A 19,104-nucleotide genomic window follows, 5' to 3' on the forward strand; every position below is an offset into this window, starting at 1 on the left:
CCGATGAGCGAGAAGATCATCGCCAAGGTCGTGGACCGCGCGCAGGCGGCGATCGATCCGGCCGAGGGCATCGCCGCGGTCTCCGATCCGGGCTTCGGCGGCATCGATGTGTTCATCGGCAAGGTGCGCGACGTCAATGTGGGCCGGCGGGTGACCGGGATCACCTACGATCTGTTCGAACCGCTGGTGCTGAACGAGTTCAAGCGCCTGGCCGCCGAGGTCGAAGCGACGTTCGGGCCGAAGCTGAAGCTGTATGTGGCCCATGCCAAGGGCCGGCTCGGCATCGGCGATGTGGCGGTGGTGGTGGCCGTCGGCAGCCCGCACCGTGACGAGGCGTTCCGCGCCTGCCGGCAGTTGATCGAGGTGGTGAAGCACCAGTGCCCGATCTGGAAGCAGGAGCATTACGAGGACGGCGACAGCCAGTGGAGCGAAGGTTGCAGCCTGTGCCATGCGGACAGCTCATCCGCACATGCCGATGACCACACCCATGACCACGGGCATTGACCGCGCCCTTCGGGGGGCGTCGGGTCCAGTAGATCCACGCCGTGCGTGGATGAGGCTCTCCCGATGAATCCGGCCGACGCAGCCACGCATGGCGTGGCTCTACTGCGATGAGGATCAACGGCATCGTGCTGGCCGGTGGCCTGTCCGCCCGCATGGGCCGCGACAAGGCACTGCTGCCCTGGCAGGGCCGCACATTGCTGGAACACATGCGCGGCCTGTTGAAGCAGGCGGGCGCGCGCGAGGTATGGGTCAGCGGCAACTACCCGGCGTTTGGCGGAATCCCGGATCAGGTCGCACGCTGCGGCCCGCTGGGCGGCCTCTACAGCGTGGCGTTGCAGAGGCCCGACGGGCCGGTCTGGGTGGTGCCGGTCGATACGCCGCGGATGACGCCCGCGCTGTTGCAACGTCTGCAGGCCGATCAAGGGCGCGCCTGCACGGTATTCGACGATGAACCGTTGCCGATGCGGTTGCAGATCGATGATCATTGCCGCCGCGTGCTGGGGGACTTGATTGATGATCCGATGGCGCGACGTTCACTGCGCGCCCTGCAGGAATGCCTGGGAGTGACCCGGTTGCCATTGGCACCCGAGGATCAGGCGTTGCTGCTCAACTGCAATACGCCATCAGAGTGGGAGTCCATCACAGCATGAAGGTCCAGCTGCAACAGCAATCGATGCGCCTGCGCGTGGATGAGGAAGAGCTGGCACGCTTGCTGGCCGGCGAGTCACTCGAGAACCTGACCCGCTTCGGCGGCAGCGGCGGCTGGGGCGTAGCGCTGTCGCTGCATGCCGGCGATCAGGCAGTGCTGCTCGATGGCGGGACATTCTGCCGGTTGGTACTGCCGCGCCAGGCCGTTGAGTCGCTGGCGGGCAGGCTGCCCTGCCGGGATGGCTTGGGCTTCGGTATCGCGCTGGATGACGACAGCATGTTGCAGCTGCAGTTCGATGTGGACGTGCGCGACAGCATGCGGCAGCGTGGCCCGCAGCGACGCGCTGAACCTGCGCCGGAGTAGGCGCATGATGCGCAGGGCCGGCTGGCACGCTGTCGTATGATGGGCGCCTTCGTTCCTGCGTTGCTGCAATGCCCCTGAACCCCTCCGCACCCTCTGCGTCCCGACCGGCCACGCCCAATCCGGCAGCGGCCGATGACGGCGACGCGCTGCACTTCTGCAGTACCTGTGCGTTCTCCGACGCCTGCATGTCGCAGGGCTACGACAAGGCTGCGCTGGGCGAGTTGCATGTGCTGGTCGACCACGTCGGTCCGTTCCAGGCTGGCGACTATCTCTTCCGTGCAGGCGATCCGTTCGACTCGATCGCAGCGGTCCGCGCCGGCATGGTCAAGACCTTCGTCGATGACAGCCAGGGCAACGAGCAGGTACTGGGGTTCAGCCTGCCCGGCGAGGTGATCGGGCTCAACGCCATCCATGGCGCGCGCTTCCCCTGCAATGCGGTGGCACTGGATACGGTCTACCTGTGCCGGATCTCGTTTCCGCGATTGAGCCTGCTGGCCACGCGCATGCCGGGGTTGCAGGCGCGGCTGTTCAGCCTGCTCAGCGCCGAGATCGGCAAGGTCGCCACGCTGGCGGCCAACCATCGCACCGAGGAGCGCATGGCAGCGTTCCTGCTGGATCTTTCCGAGCGCTATGCCCGGCGCGGTTTCTCTGCCACCCGTTTCAACCTGAGCATGGCCCGTACCGAGATCGCCAACTACCTGCGGATGGCGCCGGAGACGGTGAGCCGGGTGCTGCGCCGGCTGAGCGACGAGGGTGTGATTGCGGTGAACCAACGTGAGATGCTGTTGCTGCAACCCGAACGGCTGGCGGCGTTGGCCGTGGCCCGGGAATCCGGACTGGACTGATCAGGCAAGCGAGGGGCCGACCCATGATGCGAGCGGGGCTGTTGTTGCTGGGACTGCTGGCCACGGTGCCGGCCTGGGCGGCCACGCTGACCGTTTCGGCGGCATCGAGCCTGACCGAGAGCTTCCGTGAACTGGGCGCGGCCTACGAAATGGCGCATCAGGGAACCAAGGTCGATTTCAACTTCGCCGCGTCCGGCGTGCTGCTGCAGCAGATCGGCCGTGGCGCGCCGGTGGATGTGTTCGCCTCGGCCGACGAAACCACCATGGACCAGGCCCAGCAGCGGGCCCTGCTCGCGCCCGGCACTCGTGAGGTGTTCGCGGTGAACGCGCTGTGGGTGGTGGTGCCGCCGCAGGCCAAGGCGGCGCCGCGTACCCTGAAGGACCTGGCCGGTGCCGGTGTGCAGCGCATCGCACTGGGCAACCCGGACAGCGTGCCGGTCGGCCGCTACGCCAAGGGCGCGCTGGAAGCGGCCGGGCTGTGGCCGTTGGTACAGGGCAGGATCATCACGACGCAGAACGTGCGTCAGTCGCTGGATTACGTGGCGCGCGGTGAAGTGGATGCCGGCTTCGTCTATGCCACCGACGCGCAGGCGATGCCCGAACGGGTGCGCCGTGCGTTCGCGGTGCCGGTGTCCGGGCGCATTGCGTATCCGCTGGCGGTGACCAGGGCCAGTACGCAGCCGGCAGAGGCACGGCGCTTCGCTGCCTTCGTGCGTTCGCCGCAGGGCCAGGCGATTCTGGCCAAGCACGGGTTCGGCAAGCCCTGAGGCATGGATCTGGACTGGACCGCGCTGGGGTTGTCGCTGAAGGTGGCCGGCTGGGCCACCGCGATCAATCTGGTGCTGGGCGTGGCGCTGGGCGCGTTGCTGGCCCGCCGTCGCTTCCCCGGGCGCGAGCTGCTGGATTCGCTGCTGACCCTGCCGATGGTGCTGCCACCGACGGTGCTGGGGTACTACCTGCTGGTGTTGATCGGTCGCAATGGTCCGATCGGTGCGTGGCTGCAGTCGTGGTTCGGCATCAACCTGGTGTTCACCTGGCAGGCGGCCGTGATTGCTGCGGCGGTGGCCTCGCTGCCGCTGGTGTTCAAGCCGGCACGCGCGGCGTTCGAGGAAGTGGACGGGCAGCTGGAGCAGGCCGCACGCACGCTGGGTGTGTCCGAAGTGGCGGTGTTTTTCCGCATCACGCTGCCACTGGCGTGGCGCGGCATCCTCGCCGGCCTGCTGCTGGCGTTTGCGCGCGCGATGGGCGAGTTCGGCGCGACGCTGATGGTGGCCGGAAGCATTCCGGGCCGGACGCAGACGTTGTCGATCGCCATCTACGAGGCGGTACAGGCCGGCCAGGACGGCAAGGCCAATGCGCTGGTGATCCTGACCTCGGTGGTCTGCATCGTGATCCTGTTGCTGGCCGCGCGGCTGGTGGGCGGGCGTCGCCGGGAGCTGCGCGATGTGGCTTGACCTGCAGGTGCAGCGTCGCCTGCAGGCGGCCGGCCAGGAGTTCGTGTTGGACGTATCGCTGCAGTGCACGCAGCGGCAGGTGGTGTTGTTCGGGCCTTCGGGCGCGGGCAAGAGCCTGACCTTGAAGGCGGTGGCCGGGCTGCTGCGGCCGGGCCAGGGTCATGTGCGCGTGCAGGGGCAGACCCTGTTCGATGCGGCCACCGGTGTGGATCTGCCGCCGCAGCACCGCCAGCTGGGCTATGTGTTCCAGGATTACGCGTTGTTCCCGCACCTGAGCGTGCGCCAGAACGTGGCGTTCGGGCTGGAGAAGGGGTGGTTGAATCCGCGCGTGGGCCAGCGCTTCGATGCGGTGGAGCAGTGGTTGCAGGCATTCCGCATCGACACCGTGGGTGATCTGCTGCCCTCGCAGATTTCCGGCGGGCAGCGCCAGCGCAGCGCACTGGCGCGGGCGCTGGTGACGCAACCGCAGGCGTTGCTGTTGGATGAGCCGTTCTCCGCGCTGGATCATGACCTTCGCCAGCACCTGCGCCAGGAGTTGGAGGCGGTGCTGGACAAGACCGGCATCCCGTTGTTGTTGATCAGCCACGACCCGCAGGACGTGGCCATGTTCGGCCAGCAGGTGGCGCGCATGGTGGACGGGCGTATCGTCGGCGATTGACCTGCATCTGTAGAGCCGAGCCCATGCTCGGCTGCTGTTGGCGGTGTTGCGAAAAGCAGCCGAGCGTGGGCTCGGCTCTACAGGATCTACGGATCAATACAGTTCACAGTGCGTGCGGCCTTCATTGCGCAGCGCGTCCCAGCGCCCTTCGCCACCGATGGCATCGATGGCCGCGCGCACCGCGCCTTCCAGGTGGCGCTTGTTGCCGCACAGGTACAGATGCCCACCGCGGGCCAACACGTCGCGCACTTCGGCGGAACGCTGCTGCAGCACATGCTGCACATAGACCTTTTCGACGCCATCGCGCGAGAACGCGGTATGCAGGCCAGCCAGAACGCCACGCGTGTGCCAGTCCTGCAGCTGGTCGCGGTACAGATAGTCGTGCTGGCGGTGCTTCTCGCCGAACACCAAGTGCACTTCGCGTTCGCAGGCATTGGCCTGCAGTTCCTGCATCAGGCCCATCAACGGTGCGATGCCGGTGCCGGTGCCGACCAGCAGCAGCGGTGCCTGGCCGGTATCGGGCAGGTGGAAGCCAGGGTTGGAACGGCAGTACACCCGGGCGTGGTCGCCGCCATGCAGCAGGCTGCCGGTGGCAGTGCCGAAGCGCTCGCGGCCGCGCAGGGTGTAGCGCACTTCGCGCACGCACAGGCTCAGCTGGTCGTGGCACGGGTGCGAGGCGATGGAATAGGCGCGCGGCAGCCGCGGTGACAGCAGCTCGCGCAGCCGGGCCAGCGGCACGCCGTCCGGCGTGGCGTGGTGCTGCAGCACGTCCAGCAGGTCCAGGCCATGCAGGTAGGCGTCGAGCTCGCGCTTCTGGTTGACCTTCAACAGGCGCTTCAATCCCTCGCTGCCGCTGAGCCTGGCCAGTTCGCGCAGTACGCCCTTGCTCAGCAGGCGCAGCTCGCGGTCGTGCAGGGCGGCCACGGCGGTGCTGTCGCCGTACCAGGTGGCCAATGCCTGCAGCAGGGAAGGATCGTTTTCCGGCACCACGTGCAGGGTGTCACCCGCGCGGTAGGCCATGCCACTGCCGGCAATGTCCAGCTGCAGGTGCCAGGCAGCGGGGTCGCTGCTGTTCAAGCGGCGACGTTCGAGAATGCGGGCGGCAAAGGCATTGTCTTCGCCATAGGCGGTGACCTGCAGGTGCAGGTCGTGGCCAGCGTTGAGGTCGCCCTCCAGCACCTGGCCCAGCACCGGCCGCCATTGCTGGAAGAACTGCTCGTAACCCAGGTCGGCGTCCACCCGATGCAGCAGCGGCTGCGCCTGGCGCTCGCTCAGCGCAGCATCCAGCGCCTTGGTGAAGCCACAGAAGTTGGGGTAGCCGGTGTCACCAAGGCCGAACACCGCATAGCGCAGGCCAGCCAGCGTCGGCGTCTGGCGCAGTGTTTCGAAGAACTGTTCGCCGTTGGCTGGCGGTTCGCCATCGCCGAACGAGCTGGAAATCGCCAGCAGCACATCGCCGTGGCCGAGACTGGCCACGTCGATGTCGTTGAACGGGAGCACCTGCGGCCCGTGCGGCTGCAGGCCCGCGCCCAGGCGCTGGGCCAGGGCGCGGGCATTGCCCGACTCGGACGCGAATCCCACCAGCAGGCGGCTGAAGGGCGTACTGGTCGGGAGGGCGTTCACGCGGCCTCGTAGAAGTCGTCGAACTTTTCCTTGCTGAACTCGACCAGGTCGTAGTTCTGCATCAGGTCGTTCACCACGCGGCGGATGCTGATGTAGGAGGTGATGTTGCCGTCGCCGTCGAACAGCGGTTGCACGGTGGTGTCGACTACGTAGAGCACGCCGCCCTTGCCGAGGTTGGGCACGATGCCGGTCCAGGTCTTGCCGGCCTTGATGGTGTCCCACATGTCCTTGTAGACCGCCTTGGGCACGTCCGGGTGGCGCACGATGCTGTGCGGCTGGCCGATCAGTTCCTCTCGGGCGAAGCCGGTGAGCGTGCAGAACAGGTCATTGGCGTAGGTGATGTTGCCCTGCAGGTCGGTGGTGGAGATCACCATGACGTTCTGCAGCGCATTCACGAGCTGGGCGTTGTCGGGGGAGTAGCTCATCGCAGAGTCCTTGTAGAGGCCGGCAGCGCCGGCGTGTTCGGGTTCTGCATAGGAATACGCCCGCGTGGCAGCGGGCGGTTTGACATTGGTCAAGCGCGTAGCGCGAAGGCCTGCGACCGGGTGTCGCAGGGTGAGTCTCTTTAGAGATCAACCCAGCCCGGCTCAGGCGGCACGCGGGATTGCCAGCAGCCGGGCGTGGGCTCGGCCCCATCGCAGGAGACACGGGCAGGAGGCGGGCGCATGTCATGTGTACTGAGCTCATGACGTGTTGTCACAAAGAAATCGCCATGGCTTCACGGTTGATTGATCGCATGCAGGGCTATTGTCGTCCTGAGCCTCTCGCTGGCGTCCCCCACGTCCTGCGTCGACTTCCTTCCCAGCATCAGCGCCCGTCCGGGCGCCGCTGGCGTCTGTCTGCCTGAAGCATCCGAGATCATCCCCATGGCCCGCGCCGCCCAGTCCGCTTCACCCGTTGCGATCTCTCCCGTCACGCCCGTGCCGATCGGCACGCGCCGCGGCCATTCGCAACCGTTGGATCTGCCGGAACTGGTGCAGCGCGTGTTGTTCGTTGCCACAGAGATGGCGGACTTCGTCAAGGCCGGTGGCCTGGGCGACGTCGCTGCGGCCCTGCCGCGTGCGGTGCGCGGTGCGTGTGATTCGCGCGTGCTGCTGCCCGGCTACCCGGAGGTGCTGCAGCGCCTGCCACAGCTGCAGCGGGTGGGGCAGGTCAGCGCGCGGGCCGGCTTGCCGGCGTGCACGATCGGCATGGCGGTGCAGGCCGACGGCCTTCCGATCTACGTGCTGCTGTCGCCGGAGCTGTACGAGCGTGAGGGCTCGCCCTACGTGGACGGGCAGGGGCAGGAGTGGAAGGACAACGCGGTTCGCTTCGCGACGCTTTCGCATGCGGCTGCGGAGATCGCGGCAGGGCGTGCCGGGCTGGACTGGTCGCCGCAGCTGCTGCACCTGAATGACTGGCCGGTGGCCATGGCGGCCGCCTACGTACGTTGGGACCGGACCGCCGTGCCGACCCTGCTGACGATCCACAACCTGGCTTACCAGGGGCTGTTTCCGTACGCGCTGGCACCTGTGCTGGGCGTGCCGGCCGAACACCTGGATGAGCTGCACTTCCACGGTCAGATGTCGTTCCTGCAGGGCGGCATCACCAATGCCACGCGGCTGAACACGGTCAGCCTGCGCTACGCGCAGCAGATCACCGCCCCGGATGACGGCTGCGGGTTGCATGACCTGTTGGCACGGAGGGCGGCCGGCGGGCACCTGAGTGGCATCGTCAACGGTATCGATGCCAGCTGGGACCCGCGCCGCGATATCCATCTCAAGGCCCACTTCGGCATTGGTGAGTGGACCGGGCGCGCCACCAACGCCCATGCGGTGCGCAAGGCGTTCGGCCTGGCACCGTCGACCGGCCCGCTGTTTGCGGTGGTCTCGCGGCTGGTGCACCAGAAGGGCCTGGACATCACCTGCGACGTGGCGCCCCAGATCGTGGCGGCCGGCGGCCAGCTGGTCATCATCGGCGGTGGCGAGCCGCAGGTGGAAGCCCAGGTGCAGGCGCTGGCCCGCCGCTACCCGGGGCGGGTGGGCGCCTTCATCGGGTTCGAAGAAGCGCTGGCCCGCCAGATGTTTGCCGGCGCCGATTTCCTGCTGATGCCTTCGCGCTTCGAACCCTGCGGGCTGAGCCAGATGTACGCGCAGCGTTTCGGCTGCCTGCCCATCGCACACGCGACCGGCGGACTGGTGGATACCGTGGAGGACGGCGTGACCGGTTTCCTGTTCCATGGCGCCAATGCCGATGGCCTGCGCCGCTGCGTGGAACGGGCGATGCGCACCTTCCGCCTGCCGGGGCTGCTGCAAGCCATGCGCCGCGCGGCCATGCTGCGGCCAGGTGGCTGGGATGCGGCGGGGCGCGCCTACCTGGCGTTGTACCAGCAGACCTGCCAGGTGGCCGCATGAGCCACGACAGCCTGCATCTGGCCGCCCTGGAGGATGAAACCATCGCGGAGATGGGATTGGATCAGCGCATCGCGCCGGCGCTGGAGGACCTCGTCCATGCACGCCCGGCCGACGCATTCGCCTGGCTGGGCCCGCATCGCCAGCCAGAAGGCGGACGCCAGCTGCGCGTGCTGGTGCCGCATGCGCAGCGCGTGGAGGTGATTGCAGACGATGGGCGGCGCTGGGACCTGTCCCCTGGCCCGTTGCCCGGCCTGTTCGAGGGCGCGGCCGGCGACGCGGCGATACCGCTGCTTGCCCTGCATTTCGAACAGGGCGTGGAGCAGGTGCACGATGCCTATGCGTTCGGTCCACTGTTGGACGAAGCCCTGCTGCAGCGGTTCCATGCCGGTGATGCCGATGCGGCGCGGCAGCTGGGGGCGGTGCCGATGCAGGTGCAGGGCATCGCGGGCGTGCGCTTCGCGGTGTGGGCACCCAATGCCCAGCGGGTCGCGGTGGTTGGCGATTTCAATGGATGGGATGGCCGACGTCATCCGATGCGGCTGCGTCACACCGCCGGCGTGTGGGAACTGTTCCTGCCGGGCGTGCAGGCCGGTGCCCGCTACAAATTCCGCATCGTCGGCGCCGACGGCCGGGTGATGCCCGACAAGTTCGATCCGATGGCGCGCTGGGCCGAGCTGCCACCGGCCACCGCTTCGCGGGTGCCTTCGGCGGCGCCGACGCAGTGGCACGATGACGCATGGTTGGCGGCCCGACGCCAGGCCGGAACCAGCGCACCGCTGTCGATCTACGAAGTGCATGCGGGCTCCTGGCAGCGCAGCGACGAGGGTGCGCCGCTGGACTGGGATGCCCTGGCCGACCGGTTGATTCCGTACGTGGCCGGGCTGGGCTTCACCCATATCGAACTTTTGCCGGTCAGCGAGCATCCTTTCGGTGGTTCCTGGGGCTATCAGCCGCTGGGCATCTACGCGCCGACGGCGCGCCATGGCACGCCGCAGGCCTTCGCGCGCTTCGTGGACCGCTGCCACCAGGCCGGCGTGGGGGTGATCTTGGACTGGGTGAGCGCGCACTTCCCGAACGATGCGCATGGCCTGGCCGGGTTCGATGGCACTGCGCTGTACGAGCATGCGGATCCGCGCGAAGGGGTGCACGCCGACTGGGACACGCTGATCTACAACTATGGCCGCAATGAGGTGGCCGCCTACCTGATCGGCAGTGCCTTGGAGTGGGTGGAGCGGTTCCACATCGACGGTCTGCGCGTGGATGCCGTGGCGTCGATGCTGTACCGGGATTACAGCCGGGCCGAGGGGGAGTGGATACCCAACGAGCAGGGCGGGCGCGAGAACCTGCAGGCGGTCGCGTTCCTGCGGCGGATGAACCAGACGCTGCGCGAGCGCTTTCCGGACGTGCTGGTGATCGCCGAGGAATCCACCGCGTGGCCGGGCGTGACCGCGCCGGTGGAAGCGGGCGGGCTTGGCTTCACCCATAAATGGAACATGGGCTGGATGCACGACACCCTGCAGTATATGGGGCGCGACCCGATCCATCGCCCGCATCACCACAGCGAGATCAGCTTCGGCCTGGTCTACGCCTTTTCCGAACGGTTCGTGCTGCCGCTTTCGCATGACGAGGTGGTGCACGGCAAGGGGGCGCTGCTGGCCAAGATGGCCGGCGAGCCGGCGCAGCGGCTGGCCCAGCTGCGCGCGTACTACGGCTTCATGTGGGCGCACCCGGGCAACAAACTGCTGTTCATGGGCGGCGAGTTCGGCCAGGGCCACGAGTGGTCGCACGATGCGGCACTGGACTGGGCACAGGCGGCCAGCAGTGAGGGCCAGGGCCTGTCGCGCCTGGTGCGAGACCTCAACGGCGTGCTCCGCGCCGAACCCGCGTTGCATCGCGACGAGCGCGACGAACGCGGTTTCGACTGGAGCGTGGCCGATGACAACCGCAACAGCGTTTACGCGTTCATCCGCCGGGATCCTGCCGGCAGCGGCCGCACCCTGCTGGTGGTGAGCAACTTCACCCCGGTGCGGCGCGAGGCGTACCGGGTCGGCGTGCCGCACCCGGGGCGTTGGACCGAACGACTCAACACCGACAGCGTGTACTACGGTGGCGGCAATAGCGGCAACCTCGGAGCGGCGCTTACCGAGCCCGGGCCGATGCATGGGCACGCCCAGTCGCTGCGGCTGACGCTGCCGCCGCTGTCCACGCTGTACCTGCAGGTTGATGCATGACGGCAGTGACGCCGCGCCTGGGCGCATGGCCTGTGGCCGGTGACGGGGTGGAGTTCCGCGTGTGGGCACCGGACGCAAGGACGATGGCGCTGAGCCTGCACGGCACGCAGCGGCCGATGCAACGCGACCCGGACGGCTGCCACTGGCTGCGAACACCGGCATCGCATGGCGACCGCTACTGTTTTCGCCTTCCTTCCGGCCTGGACGTGCCCGACCCGGCCTCGCGCTGGCAGCCGGACGGCATCGACGGCGACAGCGCGGTGGTGCTGGACAAGGACATGGTGCAACCCACGTGGCGCGGGCATGCCTGGCAGGACCTGGTGATCTATGAAGTACACATCGAGGCCGGCGGCGGCTTCGCGGCGCTGACCGCGCAGCTGCCGATGCTGGCCGCGATTGGCATCACCGCCATTGAGCTGATGCCGGTCGCGCAGTTTCCCGGCCAGCGCAACTGGGGCTACGACGGCGTGTTCCCGTATGCGCCGGCCCATGCTTACGGTGGGCCGGCAGAGCTGAATGCCTTCGTCGAGGCGGCACATGCCGCTGGGCTTTCCGTGTTGCTGGACGTGGTCTACAACCACTTCGGACCGCAGGGTAACCATCTGCGCCAGTACGCGCGGGGGTTCTTCCGTGATGACCGCAGTACTCCCTGGGGCGAGGCCATCGACTTCCGCCAGCCCTGGGTGCGGCGCTTCTTCATCGACAACGCGCTGATGTGGTTGCGCGACTACGGCTTCGATGGGCTGCGCCTGGATGCGGTGCATGCCATCGATGATGAGCGCTTCCTGCAGCAGCTGGCCGAGGAGGTACACGCGGTGGTGCCGCACGCGCACCTGGTGCTGGAGAACGAACGCAACCAGGCGCGATGGTTGCGCGGCGCCTACCAGGGGCAATGGAATGACGACTTCCACAATGCGCTGCACGTGATGCTGACCGGCGAGCAGGAGGGCTATTACGCGGCCTATGCCGGTCGCGCCGAAGCACTGCTGGCGCGCTGCCTGGCCGAAGGATTCGCCTGGCAGGGTGAACCGGACCTGCGCGGCGATCCCCGCGGCGAACCCAGCGCTGACCTGTCTCCCGCGCGTTTTGTGGCATTCGCGCAGAACCACGACCAGGTAGGCAACCGTGCTTTCGGCGAGCGCTTGTCGATGCTGGTGGATCCGGCGCGGCTGCGTGCGGCGCTGGCGTTGACCGTGCTGACGCCGATGATCCCGCTGCTGTTCATGGGCGAACCGTGGCAGGCGCAATCGCCGTTCCTGTTCTTCACCGACTACGCGCCGCCGCTGGACGAGGCGGTGCGCGAAGGGCGTCGCCGCGAGTTCGCTGGTTTCAGCGCCTTTGCCGACGCCGCCTCGCGCGCGCGTATTCCGGACCCGAACGATGCGGCGACCCTGCAGGCGTCGTACACGCCGCCGCCCGGCGATGATCCCTGGTCGCAGCACTGGCTGCGCTGCACGGGCGAGTTCCTCGGCCTGCGCAGGCGCTATCTGCAGCCGGGCCTGCTGCAGGCGCGGTCGCTGGGTGCGCGCGTGCTGGGCCAAGGCGCGGTGCAGGCGGGCTGGCAGTTGCCCTCGGGCCAATGGTGGATCGCGATCAACGTGGGCCCTGTGCCGGTGGCGCATGCGGTGCCGGCCGGCGACTGCGTCGTGGGGCCGGACGCGGCCGGGATGCTGCCAGCCGGCGGCGGCGTGCTGGCCTGCTGGATCGCCGCATGAGCACGGATGCAGCGGTGCGGGAAGCGGCCGGCCGTGCGGGCCTGCTGGTCCGCTGGACCGACGTGGCCGGTGCCGCGCGCGAGGTCGCACCGGACGTGCTGCGCGCGGTGCTGGAGGCGCTGCAGGGCGATGCAGCGCCCGAGCACGGTGGCCTGCGCACGGCTTGCTGTGGACAGCTGCTGGCGATGCCCCAGGCGGCAGGCGCAGCGTGCTGGGTGGATGAGCAGGGCGCAGTGCTGCCGGCACACCCCGATGCGCAAGGGCGCTGGCGCGTGCCGGACCAGCCCGGCTACTGGCAGTGGCGCCAGGGCGGACGGCAACAGGCGATTGCGGTGGCGCCACAGCGTGCCTGGTGGCCGCTGGGCTTGCTGCGCGGCTGGGGCCTGTCGGCGCAGGTCTACAGCCTGCGCGCTCGCGACGACGCCGGCATCGGTGACAGCGCCGGCTGTGCGCGATGGAGCGAACTGCTGCACCGTCACGGCGGCGATGCAGTGGCGTTGAGCCCGCTGCATGCCGGCTTGCCACCAGGGCCCGGTTACAGCCCCTATTCGCCCAGCGACCGGCGCTGGCTCGATCCGCTGCAGACCTCCCTGCCGCAGGTACTGCCGGAAGCAGCCGACGCCGTGCTGGCTGAAGACGAAGCACTGGCGACGGCCGTTGCAGCAGCCACTGCCGCGCGCCGCATCGACTGGCCGCACTCGGCGGCGTTGAAGTGGCGCTGGCTGCGCCAGGTGCGCCAGTGGCTGCGGCAGCAGGCGCCGGCTCAGTACGAACAGATGCAGACGTGGTGCGATGCGCAGGGCGAATCCCTGCTGCGCTATTGCCAGCACGCCGCCGACCGGTTCACTGGAAGCGCCGACGACCATGCGTTTGCGCAGTGGTTGGCGCGGCAGGGCTGGGCGCAGGTGCAGGCGGGCTTGCGCGACGACGGCGCGTCGATCGGGCTGATCGCAGATCTGGCGGTGGGTTGCGCGCCGCAGGGCGTCGAGGCCCGGACCGGTGGCGACCGTCTGCTGCAGGGCCTTGAGCTGGGCGCGCCGCCGGATGCGTTCAATCCGCTGGGCCAGGCCTGGGGTATCACCAGCTGGTCACCCTCCGCGCTGCAGCGCGAGGGCTTTGAGCCGTTCATTCGCGTGCTGCGCGCCGTGATGGCCGGCCGTGGGGGGCTGCGCATCGACCATATCCTCGGCCTGCAGCGGCTGTGGGTGCTTCCCTGTGGCTCAGCCGCCGGACAGGGCGTGTACCTGCGCTATCCGTTCGATGATCTGATCAACCTGCTGGTTCTGGAATCGTGGCGGCATCGCTGCGTGCTGATCGGTGAAGACCTGGGCGTGGTGCCGCCGGGCATTCGCCAGCGGCTGGCAGCCCGCGGCATCCTGGGCATCGAGGTGCTGCCGTTCGCCCGCAAGGGTGAACACTTCCTGCCTGCGCCACGGTGGCGCCGCGATGCGGTGGCCATGCCCTCCACCCATGATCTGCCACCGCTGTCCGGCTGGCTGCACGGGCGCGACCTGCGCTGGCGTGCCCGCCTGGGTGAGCTGACCGGGCTTGCAGCGGCGTTGCACGCGCGCGCCAGTGAGGTGCAGGGACTGTCCGCCGTTGCCCGAGGCGAGGGCGCGACGCTGGAAGCGCGTGCGCTGTCGCTGGTCGCGCACGCGCCTTCGCGGTTGGCGCTGCTCCCGCTGGAAGATGCGCTGGGGAGCCGCGCGCAGGTGAACCTGCCGGGCACCGTCAACGGCCATCCGAACTGGCGCCGGCGGCTACCGCTGGCATGGGAACAGGACGCGGTTGACGCGCGTATTGCCCGGTTCAGCGCAACGCGGCGGAGGGAGCGGCGATGACTCCATTGCGTGCCACCGTACGCCTGCAATTGCATGCAGGCTTCGACCTCGAGGCCGCCGCGATGCAGCTGCCGTACTACGCCGCGCTGGGCGTCAGCCACCTTTACCTGTCGCCGATCGCCGCTGCGCTGCATGGGTCTACGCATGGCTACGATGGCATCGACCCGGCCTGCATCAATCCGGAACTGGGCGGCGAAGAAGCCTTCCGGCAACTGGCCACAGCGACGCGCGCGCACGGCATGGGCCTGATCCTCGACATCGTACCCAACCATCTGGCGGCGTCCCCGCACAGCCATTGGTGGAACGATGTGCTGATGCACGGGCGTCGAAGCCCGCACGCAGCATGGTTTGACATCGACTGGGAGGCGCCGGGCTGCGAGGGCCGGCTCTGGCTGCCTGCACTGGACCGGCCGTTGCACGACGCGGTGCGCGATGGCGTAGTGCGCGTGGTGGTGGACAACGCGCGTCCCGTGCTGCGCCACCATGGTCTGGCGTTGCCCTTGTCGCCGCGCAGCCATCCACTGGACTCCGCGCAGTGGCCGGCGTGGGCCGAGCGCTGCAACCGCAGCGTTGAACGGCTGCATACGCTGCTGCAGCGGCAGCACTACCGGCTGGCTTGGTGGCGCACGGCGGGCGATCAGGTGAACTACCGGCGCTTTTTCGATATCAATGAACTGGCCGCGCTGCGGGTGGAGCGCGATGACGTGTTCGAGGCGGTGCATGCGCTGCCGCTGCGGTTGGTACGCGAGGGATGGGTGGACGGCCTGCGTATCGATCATGTGGATGGCCTGTCTTCCCCGGGCGCCTACCTGCGGCGCCTTCGTGAATCGCTCGACGCAGCCTGTGCGGCCGGCGGCCGTGATCCGCAGGCGGTGAGCCTGCATGTGGAGAAGATACTGGCCGAGGGCGAGCAGCTGCCCGACAGCTGGGCCTGCGACGGCACCACCGGCTATGACTTCATGGACCAGACCGGTGCCTGGTTGCACGATCCGGCGGCTGCACCCGCGCTCTCGCGCACGTGGCAGGCGCTGGGCGGTGATCCGCGCAGCTTCGACCGGATCCAGCAGGACGCTCGCGGCATGATGTTGCGCCAGGGCCTTCACGCAGACTTCCAGCGGCTGCTGCGCAGTGCGCAGCAGGTCCTGCAGCCCCGGCTGGCCGAGGCCGATATCGGAGTGGCTGCGCTGGCACGCGCATTGGCTTCATTGCTGCGGCATTACCGCACCTACCGGCCCTATTCGCTGCAGGGGGCGGGTGAACGAAAGGCGCTGGTGGACGCTGCAGCTGCTGCGCGCGAGGCGCTGGACGGTGCGGCATGCGCCGCGCTGGATCTGCTGCTGCAGGCACTTCCCGGCCAGGCGCCGGCTGAAACCGAGCTGCGCGTACGGTTCGGGCAGCTGGCCGCGCCGTTGAATGCCAAGTCGGTGGAAGATACCGGGTTCTATCGCTATTTCAGGCTGCTGTCGCGCAACGAAGTCGGCAGTGATCCGCAGCGGCTGGGCATGGAAGGGCGCGAGCTGCTGGAACATGCAGCCGGGCGCCTGCGGCGCCATCCCAGGGCGCTGCTTGCGCTGGCGACCCACGATCACAAGCGCGGGGCCGACAGCCGGGCACGGCTGGCGGTTCTCAGTACCTGCACGGTCGACTGGCGGGACGCGGTGCGGCGCTGGGGCCGGATGGCGACCCGCGCCGGCGCGCCAATGCCATTGCCGAGTGCCGAGGCCTATGCGCTATGGCAGGCGCTCGTGGCCGCGTGGCCGATGCACGGTACCCCCGGCGCAGGCTTCGCATCGAGGATGGGGCAATGGCTGACCAAGGCGTTGCGCGAGGGCAAGCGGGTCAGCAGCTGGTCCGATCCCAACGTGGCCGTGGAGGAGGGCGCCGCGCAGTGGCTGCACGCGCTGCTGGATGGAGCGCCGTTGCAGCCGGTGCGGGAGGCGCTGGCGACCTTCGTGGCGCGCATCGCGCCGGCGGGCGCCTGCAACGGCTTGGCACAGCTGTGCCTGCAGCACTGCCTTCCCGGCGTGCCCGATCTTTACCAAGGCGGTGAAGGCTGGGACCTGAGCCTGGTGGACCCGGACAACCGGCGCGCCGTGGATTATCCAGCGCGGCAGGCGTGGCTGCGTGATGCGCGCGCGTGGCCCGCGCTACTGGAGGACTGGCGGGACGGTGGGATCAAGGCATTTCTACTCCGGCGATTACTGGATTGCCGCCGCAGGCACCCGCAGCTGTTCCTGCACGGCGCGCTGCAGCCGCTGTCGGCGCCGGTGCGCTCACCGTGGCTGGCGTTCACGCGCAGGCATCAGGCGCAGATGCTGCTGGTGGTCGTGCGGCGTGGTTCGCCCACCGCCGTGCCTGGCCCAAGCCTGCATGCGCCGCGCGACGTCGGCAGCGATGTGACGCTGCGTGGGGTGCCGACAGGCCCCATGCGCAACGTCCTTGACGGGCGCATCGAACATTTCAACGCAACCACGGACGTGGCCAGGCTTCTGGCTGGCAGCCCGTTGGCGATATGGATCAACGAGGAGGCAGGTAGGGATGGACAGCAGGGAACGACGGCAGCGGATTGAGGCACTGGCCCACCAGATCTGGGAGGCAGAAGGGCGCCCGGATGATCAGCAGCAACGGCACTGGCACATGGCCGAGCGGCTGGTGGAGGCCGAGATTGCCGCCGCGCGCGAGGAGGAGGGCACCGATGGCGAGCCGTAAGTGGACGCAGACCTCGCGCGTGCGCGAAGGCCGGCCCTTCCCGCTGGGGGCGACCTGGGACGGGTTGGGCGTGAACTTCGCGCTGTACTCGCGGCATGCCACCCGGGTGGAACTCTGTCTGTTCGATGCACGCAACCGCGAAGTGGAACGCATCGCGCTGCCCGAGTACACCAACGAGATCTGGCATGGCTACCTGCCGGACGTGAGGCCCGGCCAGCGCTATGGCTACCGGGTGCATGGCCCCTATGCGCCGGAGGAAGGCCATCGCTTCAATCCCAACAAGCTGCTGCTGGACCCCTACGCCAAGCAGATTGTGGGCGAACTGAAGTGGGCCCCCCACCTGTTCGGCTACACCTTGGGCCACCGCGATGGCGACCTGAGCTTCGACCGCCGCGACAGCGCCAGCTACATGCCGCGCTGTGCCGTGATCGATCCGGCCTTCAGCTGGGGTGCCGAGCGGGCACCTGCCACGCCCTGGGACCGGACCGTGATCTACGAAGCGCACGTGCGCGGGCTGACCATGCAACACCCCGATGTTCCGCAGGCCGAGCGTGGCACCTTGTCTGCCCTGCGCCATGACGCATTGGTCGACCACCTCAGCCATCTGGGCGTGACCGCCATCGAACTGCTGCCGGTGCACGCCTACGTCGATGACCAGCAGCTGCTCGAGCGCGGGCTGCGCAACTACTGGGGGTACAACACCATCGGCTTCTTCGCGCCGCAGCCGCGTTACCTGTCGCTGGGCACCGTGGCCGAGTTCAAGCAGATGGTCGCGCGGCTGCACAATGCTGGCATCGAAGTGATCCTGGATGTGGTCTACAACCACACCGCCGAAGGCAATGAGCTGGGCCCTACGCTGTCCTTCAAGGGCATCGACAACGCCAGCTACTACCGCCTGGCTGATGATCGCCGCTACTACATCAACGATACCGGCACCGGCAACACGTTCGACCTGACCAATGCCGGTGCACTGCGCATGGTGATGGACTCGCTGCGCTACTGGGTGACCGAGATGCGGGTGGACGGCTTCCGCTTCGACCTGGCGACCATACTCGGCCGTGAACGGCATGGGTTCGACGCTTCGGGCAGCTTCCTTGATGCCGTGCGCCAGGACCCGATCCTGAGCCAGGTGAAGCTGATCGCCGAGCCCTGGGACATCGGCCCGGGCGGCTACCAGCTGGGCCAGTTCCCGCCGGGCTGGGCCGAATGGAATGACCGTTTCCGAGATACGGCGCGCGCGCTGTGGCGCGGCGATGGCGGCCAGCTGGCGGAGTTCGCCACGCGCTTCACCGGCTCGGCCGACCTGTTCGAGCACCACGGCCGGCGGCCGTCGGCCAGCATCAATCTGGTAACGGCACACGATGGGTTCACGCTGCATGATCTGGTGAGCTACAACGACCGCCACAACGAAGCCAACGGCGAAGACAACCGTGATGGCCATTCGCACAACCTTTCCAGCAACCATGGCGTGGAGGGTGAGACCGATGATCCGGCGATCCTCTCCGTACGTGCGCGGCAGATGCGCAACCTGCTGGCCACGCTGCTGTTGGCGCAGGGCACCCCCATGCTGCTGGCCGGCGATGAGTTCGGCCATTCGCAGCAGGGCAACAACAACGCCTACTGCCAGGACAACCCGCTGAGCTGGATCGACTGGGAGCGTGCTGCGCAGCCGGCAGCCCAGGCGCAGGTGGCGTTCGTACGCCGGGCGCTGTCGCTGCGCCGACGCTATGGCCTGCTGCGCAGGAACCGGTTCCTGCGCGGCGAATACGATGAGGCGCTGGGCCTGCGCGATATCGACTGGCGGCATCCCGATGGTCGCGGCATGGAGGAAGCGGACTGGCATGACGCAGGGCTGCGTGCGCTGCTGATCATCTTGGACGGTCGCAGTCCGGACAGTGGCCTGCGCGAGCCCGGGCGGCATGTCAGCCTGGCCCTGCTGTTGAACGCCGGGGAGCAGCCGCAGCGGTTCTGTGTGTCAGACGACGCCCTGTCGTTCCGGCGCGTACTCCTGCAGACCGACGAAACGCCGTTGGAGCCGGATGAGGAAGGCGCCTGGACGCTGCCGCCGCGCAGCCTGTGCCTGCTGGCGGCAAGCAGCAGCGCTTGATTGCATCGCGGC

Annotated in this window: 16 protein-coding genes; 14 read left to right on the forward strand and 2 right to left on the reverse strand. The window is 68.4% G+C overall.

Annotated elements, in window-relative coordinates:
• Window positions 1-3 precede the first annotated feature (3 nt).
• The 7 genes from AC5P8U_RS17570 (at window position 4) to AC5P8U_RS17600 (ending at window position 4,473) form a co-directional block, all read left to right on the forward strand.
• Window positions 4-504, forward strand: coding sequence for a molybdenum cofactor biosynthesis protein MoaE (locus AC5P8U_RS17570; RefSeq protein WP_111008038.1), 501 nt, complete (start codon window positions 4-6; stop codon window positions 502-504).
• A gap of 107 nt (window positions 505-611) precedes the next feature.
• Window positions 612-1,154 (forward strand): molybdenum cofactor guanylyltransferase, encoded by a 543-nt coding sequence (mobA, locus tag AC5P8U_RS17575; RefSeq protein WP_111008039.1) that lies wholly within the window; start codon window positions 612-614, stop codon window positions 1,152-1,154.
• Window positions 1,151-1,516 carry a hypothetical protein gene (locus AC5P8U_RS17580; RefSeq protein ID WP_111008040.1) on the forward strand — a complete coding sequence of 122 codons (366 nt, stop codon included), beginning with the start codon at window positions 1,151-1,153 and terminating at the stop codon, window positions 1,514-1,516. The genes mobA and AC5P8U_RS17580 overlap by 4 nt, the downstream gene beginning before the upstream one ends.
• A gap of 68 nt (window positions 1,517-1,584) precedes the next feature.
• Window positions 1,585-2,361 carry a helix-turn-helix domain-containing protein gene (locus tag AC5P8U_RS17585; protein WP_065196412.1) on the forward strand — a complete coding sequence of 259 codons (777 nt, stop codon included), beginning with the start codon at window positions 1,585-1,587 and terminating at the stop codon, window positions 2,359-2,361.
• A 23-nt stretch (window positions 2,362-2,384) separates the two neighbouring features.
• On the forward strand, window positions 2,385-3,128 hold the full coding sequence (gene modA / locus AC5P8U_RS17590; protein WP_334271369.1) for a molybdate ABC transporter substrate-binding protein: 744 nt from the start codon (window positions 2,385-2,387) through the stop codon (window positions 3,126-3,128).
• A 3-nt stretch (window positions 3,129-3,131) separates the two neighbouring features.
• Window positions 3,132-3,815 carry a molybdate ABC transporter permease subunit gene (gene modB, locus AC5P8U_RS17595; protein ID WP_065177657.1) on the forward strand — a complete coding sequence of 228 codons (684 nt, stop codon included), beginning with the start codon at window positions 3,132-3,134 and terminating at the stop codon, window positions 3,813-3,815.
• Window positions 3,805-4,473 (forward strand): sulfate/molybdate ABC transporter ATP-binding protein, encoded by a 669-nt coding sequence (locus AC5P8U_RS17600; protein WP_111008043.1) that lies wholly within the window; start codon window positions 3,805-3,807, stop codon window positions 4,471-4,473. Before modB ends, AC5P8U_RS17600 begins: the two co-directional genes overlap by 11 nt.
• Before the next feature lie 93 nt (window positions 4,474-4,566).
• Here the strand turns inward: AC5P8U_RS17600 and AC5P8U_RS17605 are convergent, their stop codons facing one another.
• Window positions 4,567-6,096, reverse strand: coding sequence for a diflavin oxidoreductase (locus tag AC5P8U_RS17605; RefSeq protein ID WP_447896945.1), 1,530 nt, complete (start codon window positions 6,094-6,096; stop codon window positions 4,567-4,569).
• A complete protein-coding gene (locus tag AC5P8U_RS17610) occupies window positions 6,093-6,521 on the reverse strand; it encodes a PAS domain-containing protein (protein WP_069138376.1) in 429 nt (142 codons plus the stop codon). The genes AC5P8U_RS17605 and AC5P8U_RS17610 overlap by 4 nt, the downstream gene beginning before the upstream one ends.
• Window positions 6,522-6,962: 441 nt before the next feature.
• Here AC5P8U_RS17610 and glgA point away from each other — a divergent pair, with 441 nt between their 5' ends.
• The 7 genes from glgA to glgX are packed head-to-tail and all read left to right on the forward strand — an operon-like array spanning window position 6,963 to window position 19,092.
• Entirely contained in the window at window positions 6,963-8,489 is a 1,527-nt protein-coding gene (gene glgA, locus AC5P8U_RS17615) for a glycogen synthase GlgA (RefSeq protein WP_080352941.1), read from the forward strand.
• The gene (locus tag AC5P8U_RS17620; RefSeq protein WP_447896946.1) at window positions 8,486-10,720 is read left to right on the forward strand and encodes a 1,4-alpha-glucan branching enzyme; all 2,235 of its coding nucleotides are present in this window, start codon (window positions 8,486-8,488) and stop codon (window positions 10,718-10,720) included. The genes glgA and AC5P8U_RS17620 overlap by 4 nt, the downstream gene beginning before the upstream one ends.
• Window positions 10,717-12,435 carry a malto-oligosyltrehalose trehalohydrolase gene (treZ, locus tag AC5P8U_RS17625; RefSeq protein ID WP_072167572.1) on the forward strand — a complete coding sequence of 573 codons (1,719 nt, stop codon included), beginning with the start codon at window positions 10,717-10,719 and terminating at the stop codon, window positions 12,433-12,435. Before AC5P8U_RS17620 ends, treZ begins: the two co-directional genes overlap by 4 nt.
• Window positions 12,432-14,276 carry a 4-alpha-glucanotransferase gene (locus tag AC5P8U_RS17630; RefSeq protein WP_088496065.1) on the forward strand — a complete coding sequence of 615 codons (1,845 nt, stop codon included), beginning with the start codon at window positions 12,432-12,434 and terminating at the stop codon, window positions 14,274-14,276. Before treZ ends, AC5P8U_RS17630 begins: the two co-directional genes overlap by 4 nt.
• Window positions 14,273-16,846, forward strand: a complete 2,574-nt coding sequence (treY, locus tag AC5P8U_RS17635; protein WP_495214242.1) for a malto-oligosyltrehalose synthase — start codon at window positions 14,273-14,275, stop codon at window positions 16,844-16,846. Before AC5P8U_RS17630 ends, treY begins: the two co-directional genes overlap by 4 nt.
• Window positions 16,815-16,985 (forward strand): DUF2934 domain-containing protein, encoded by a 171-nt coding sequence (locus tag AC5P8U_RS17640; RefSeq protein ID WP_072167575.1) that lies wholly within the window; start codon window positions 16,815-16,817, stop codon window positions 16,983-16,985. Before treY ends, AC5P8U_RS17640 begins: the two co-directional genes overlap by 32 nt.
• Window positions 16,972-19,092, forward strand: a complete 2,121-nt coding sequence (gene glgX, locus AC5P8U_RS17645) for a glycogen debranching protein GlgX (protein WP_447896949.1) — start codon at window positions 16,972-16,974, stop codon at window positions 19,090-19,092. Before AC5P8U_RS17640 ends, glgX begins: the two co-directional genes overlap by 14 nt.
• Window positions 19,093-19,104 lie beyond the last annotated feature (12 nt).

The sequence above is a fragment of the Stenotrophomonas sp. YJH_SMC_81 genome (genome assembly GCF_059370875.1).